The sequence below is a fragment of the Paenibacillus sp. E194 genome (assembly GCF_000935845.1).
In the GTDB taxonomy this organism is placed as follows: Bacteria; Bacillota; Bacilli; order Paenibacillales; family Paenibacillaceae; genus Paenibacillus_B; species Paenibacillus_B alvei_B.
Genome location: NZ_JMDX01000384.1, coordinates 1 through 3,720 on the forward strand (window position 1 = coordinate 1; position 3,720 = coordinate 3,720).

A 3,720-nucleotide genomic window follows, 5' to 3' on the forward strand; every position below is an offset into this window, starting at 1 on the left:
CCTTGTAATTGTATCATGAATCGCGTATAATACGGTGGACAAGCGTATTACGCACCTTAACGAATTGGAGAGATACCCAAGAGGCCGAAGGGGACGCTTTGCTAAAGCGTTAGGGTGTAACAGCCGCGAGGGTTCGAATCCCTCTCTCTCCGCCAGTTATATTCTGGTGATACAATTGATGATAATATGGCGGTGTAGCTCAGCTGGCTAGAGCGTACGGTTCATACCCGTGAGGTCGTGGGTTCGACTCCCTCCGCCGCTACCATATTACCTTTCTTACAACAACATGGACGCTTAGCTCAGCTGGGAGAGCATCTGCCTTACAAGCAGAGGGTCGGCGGTTCGATCCCGTCAGCGTCCACCATAATATGCCGGTGTAGCTCAGTTGGTAGAGCGGCTGACTTGTAATCAGTAGGTCGAGGGTTCGACTCCTTTCGCCGGCACCATTATAACCATCCTGGAGCTGTGGTGTAGAGGCCTAACATGCCTGCCTGTCACGCAGGAGACCGCGGGTTCGAATCCCGTCAGCTCCGCCATTTTTATCTCAAGTAAAAGTGGAGGTAAACCCCCACTTTTTTTAATTGAATACGGCTTGGTAGCTCAGTCGGTAGAGCAAAGGACTGAAAATCCTTGTGTCGGCGGTTCGATTCCGTCCCAAGCCACCATTGCAATATGGAGGATTAGCGAAGTGGCCAAACGCAGCAGACTGTAAATCTGTTCCCGTCCGGGTTCGGTGGTTCGAATCCATCATCCTCCACCATTTGCGAGCCATTAGCTCAGTTGGTAGAGCACCTGACTTTTAATCAGGGTGTCGAAGGTTCGAGTCCTTCATGGCTCACCAGTTTATTCAATCAATCTCAGCGGAAGCTGAGGTTTTTTTGTATGTTCGCAACTATACCGAATGTAGGTGAAGACAGCATGAACAAGTGGATCATACGAGTGACTGTGTTTGGAGCAACCACGTTTAGCGGCTTTGGTATTGCAAAATGTTTTGACGCAATCGGGAAGCCAAGGACAGCGGGTATTATTTATGCGTGCAGTATAGTGGCCATGTTGGCTGTAGAAGAATGGATGCGAATGAAAGAAAACAAACAGGCTGCTAAACAACGCATATAACACTCACCATACATAAGTGCCGGACTGGGATTAGCCAGTCCGGTTTTTTGTATCTTGATATGGTACAATGGAAGTAATTTATGCTGGATGAAATGGGTTGAGAGCGATGATGGATAAGCAAGCATTACAACTGCAAATCGAGCGACTAACAGGTATGCGCTTAGAGTCGCAACACATATCAACGGCACAGTGGGAAGATTGGATATCAGCAGCTGTGGGATTGAAGGATGGAACTCCATCTGCTCGTACGATGGTAAAGCACGATGAGGAATGGTATTTGTTATGGAAGCCTGGTAAGACTACAACCGAAGTCATGAAGCTGCAAGGGAAATCGCTATCGGCACAAGAACTGCAATGGCTTGAATTAGTGCTGTTGATGCAGCATCAACCGAAACCGGCGATGGATACGGTTCATGTCACGGATGAGCAGCAGGCCTATCTAATCGGTCAATGGATCATCGAACACATGCGAGATGGAGATACGGCCGCGGAAATTCCGGACTCCTTCTCATGGAAGACGAAAATGTTCACACAGACAGTGCCTTTCTTGCTTGTTGCGGAACATGCTCATCGAGACGAGCCAGGGTACAAGCATTTATATAAATTGCTCAAGTCTTATTTTGGCGGAGAATTGATCCTCCTTCCTTTATCGGATAAGGAGTGGCTTATCTTATGTCCCGAACAGCTGATTCAAGTTAGTGAGGCAGATGAGGATGTAGAAACGAAGGAGACGATGGAAGAGCAGCTTACTTCTTTCTGTCTGGGACTGTATGAGCTGGTGGCCAGTGAATGGGTGGGCGACAGCCAGCTGTCCATTGGGTATCCTTTTGCACCAGTGAAGGGGATGCCGTCGGTCGTTAGCCAACTTAGGGAAACGATGTACTTGGGGCGGACGTTCCATGTCACAGACAATATTCATCTTCCATGGGAGCTGCATTTAGAACGGCTTGTCAATAGTATACCGGATGCGGTTCGTAAGCAGTTTCTGCAGCGTGTCGTTACGAAGGCAGACAGCTTCAACGATGTAGAAACACTGTCGACGCTGGATACGTTCTTCCAGCATGACTGTAGTGTAAGCGAGACAGCCAAGCGTCTCTATATTCATCGCAATACGCTATTATACCGATTAGATAAGATTAAACATGAGACCGGGTTGGACGTTCGTCAATTTACAGATGCTGTGTTGGTAAAATTGATATTGCTATTGTACAAAGTAACAAAATAGGCCATTCATTTTTTGTGCAGTTTGTGTATGGTCATTTGTACAGGGTTCCGGTAAGATAAATGTATCGAAAGTAACCGATTACATTGTATCTAACTATAAGGGGGAAACGCACATGGCAGGCGTACGTTTAGAACATATTTACAAGAAGTATTCAGGTTCAGATAATCCAACAGTTAAGGATGTTAACCTGGACATTCAAGACAAAGAGTTCCTCGTATTGGTAGGCCCATCTGGTTGCGGTAAGTCGACAACACTGCGTATGATCGCAGGTCTTGAAGAAATCTCTGAAGGTAAATTGTTCATTGGCGACCGCCTTGTGAATGACGTTGCTCCTAAAGATCGCGATATCGCGATGGTATTCCAATCTTACGCGTTGTACCCGCACATGAACGTGTATCAGAACATGGCATTCGGTTTGAAACTGCGTAAGTTCAAAAAAGAAGATATCGACAAGCGCGTTCGTGAAGCAGCTCGCATCTTGGACATCGAGCACTTGCTTGATCGCAAGCCTAAGGCTTTGTCCGGTGGTCAGCGTCAGCGTGTTGCCTTGGGTCGTGCGATCGTTCGTGAACCACAAGTATTCTTGATGGACGAACCACTTTCCAACTTGGATGCAAAATTGCGCGGTCAAATGCGCGCGGAAATCTCCAAGCTTGCTAAGCGTTTGCAAACAACTGTTATCTACGTAACGCATGACCAAATCGAAGCGATGACGATGGGTGACCGTATCGTTGTTATGAAAGACGGTATCATTCAACAAGCAGCTTCCCCGGACGTATTGTACAATCATCCGCTTAACATGTTCGTTGCAGGATTCATCGGATCCCCTACAATGAACTTCATTACAGGTGTATTGTCTGAACAAGGCGGCAACTTCCGTTTCAAGGCAACTGGCTTGGATGTAGCAGTTCCTGCAGGCCGTGCACAAGTTTTGAAAGAAAAAGGATATGTAGGCAAAGAGGTTATTCTCGGCGTGCGTTCCGAAGATATCCATGAAGAGCCTGTATTCTTGGAAGCTTCCCCTGACAGCATCTTCTCTGCAGCTATCGAAGTTACGGAGAACATGGGTCATGAAATGTTCTTGTACTTGACAGGTGTAGGCAAAGAAACGGTTATCGCTCGTGTAGACGGACGTTCTAACGCGAAAGAAGGCCAAAATGTGAAGCTTGCTATCGACATGAACAAAATCCACATTTTCGATAAAGATACCGAGTTGAACTTGTTCGAAAACTAATTCGATACAATAAATAGAAGGCTGGCCCTTAGGGCCAGCCTTTTTTGCATGATTTTGTTTCGCAATCTGTATGTTCAGTGAAGTATGGATGTTCGGATCGTGGAGGATTGAACCGTCTTTATTTTTGCTCAAAATGGTGGTTCTG

Annotated in this window: 3 protein-coding genes and 8 tRNA genes; all 11 read left to right on the forward strand. The window is 46.6% G+C overall.

Features of this window, described 5'->3' with window-relative positions:
- Positions 1–66 precede the first annotated feature (66 nt).
- Positions 67–155 (forward strand) — tRNA-Ser (locus AZ66_RS27770).
- 33 nt (positions 156–188) lie between these two features.
- Positions 189–265: transfer RNA gene (locus AZ66_RS27775), tRNA-Met, on the forward strand.
- A gap of 23 nt (positions 266–288) precedes the next feature.
- Positions 289–364: transfer RNA gene (locus AZ66_RS27780), tRNA-Val, on the forward strand.
- A 6-nt stretch (positions 365–370) separates the two neighbouring features.
- A tRNA-Thr gene (locus tag AZ66_RS27785) sits at positions 371–446 on the forward strand.
- Positions 447–459: 13 nt separating this feature from the next.
- A tRNA-Asp gene (locus AZ66_RS27790) sits at positions 460–536 on the forward strand.
- 53 nt (positions 537–589) lie between these two features.
- A tRNA-Phe gene (locus tag AZ66_RS27795) sits at positions 590–665 on the forward strand.
- Positions 666–674: 9 nt separating this feature from the next.
- Positions 675–760 (forward strand) — tRNA-Tyr (locus tag AZ66_RS27800).
- A 5-nt stretch (positions 761–765) separates the two neighbouring features.
- Positions 766–841 (forward strand) — tRNA-Lys (locus AZ66_RS27805).
- Positions 842–918: 77 nt separating this feature from the next.
- Positions 919–1,116, forward strand: coding sequence for a hypothetical protein (locus tag AZ66_RS27810; RefSeq protein ID WP_152523774.1), 198 nt, complete (start codon positions 919–921; stop codon positions 1,114–1,116).
- A gap of 106 nt (positions 1,117–1,222) precedes the next feature.
- Positions 1,223–2,341, forward strand: a complete 1,119-nt coding sequence (locus AZ66_RS27815) for a PucR family transcriptional regulator (protein WP_231587081.1) — start codon at positions 1,223–1,225, stop codon at positions 2,339–2,341.
- 112 nt (positions 2,342–2,453) lie between these two features.
- On the forward strand, positions 2,454–3,575 hold the full coding sequence (locus AZ66_RS27820; RefSeq protein WP_044357879.1) for an ABC transporter ATP-binding protein: 1,122 nt from the start codon (positions 2,454–2,456) through the stop codon (positions 3,573–3,575).
- Positions 3,576–3,720 lie beyond the last annotated feature (145 nt).

What these genes read in the sequence shown, in the direction of transcription:
- AZ66_RS27810 (WP_152523774.1), top strand. Translation starts at nt 919, where the DNA reads ATGAACAAGTGGATCATACGAGTGACTGTGTTTGGAGCAACCACGTTT.
- AZ66_RS27815 (WP_231587081.1), top strand. Translation starts at nt 1,223, where the DNA reads ATGATGGATAAGCAAGCATTACAACTGCAAATCGAGCGACTAACAGGT.
- AZ66_RS27820 (WP_044357879.1), top strand. Translation starts at nt 2,454, where the DNA reads ATGGCAGGCGTACGTTTAGAACATATTTACAAGAAGTATTCAGGTTCA.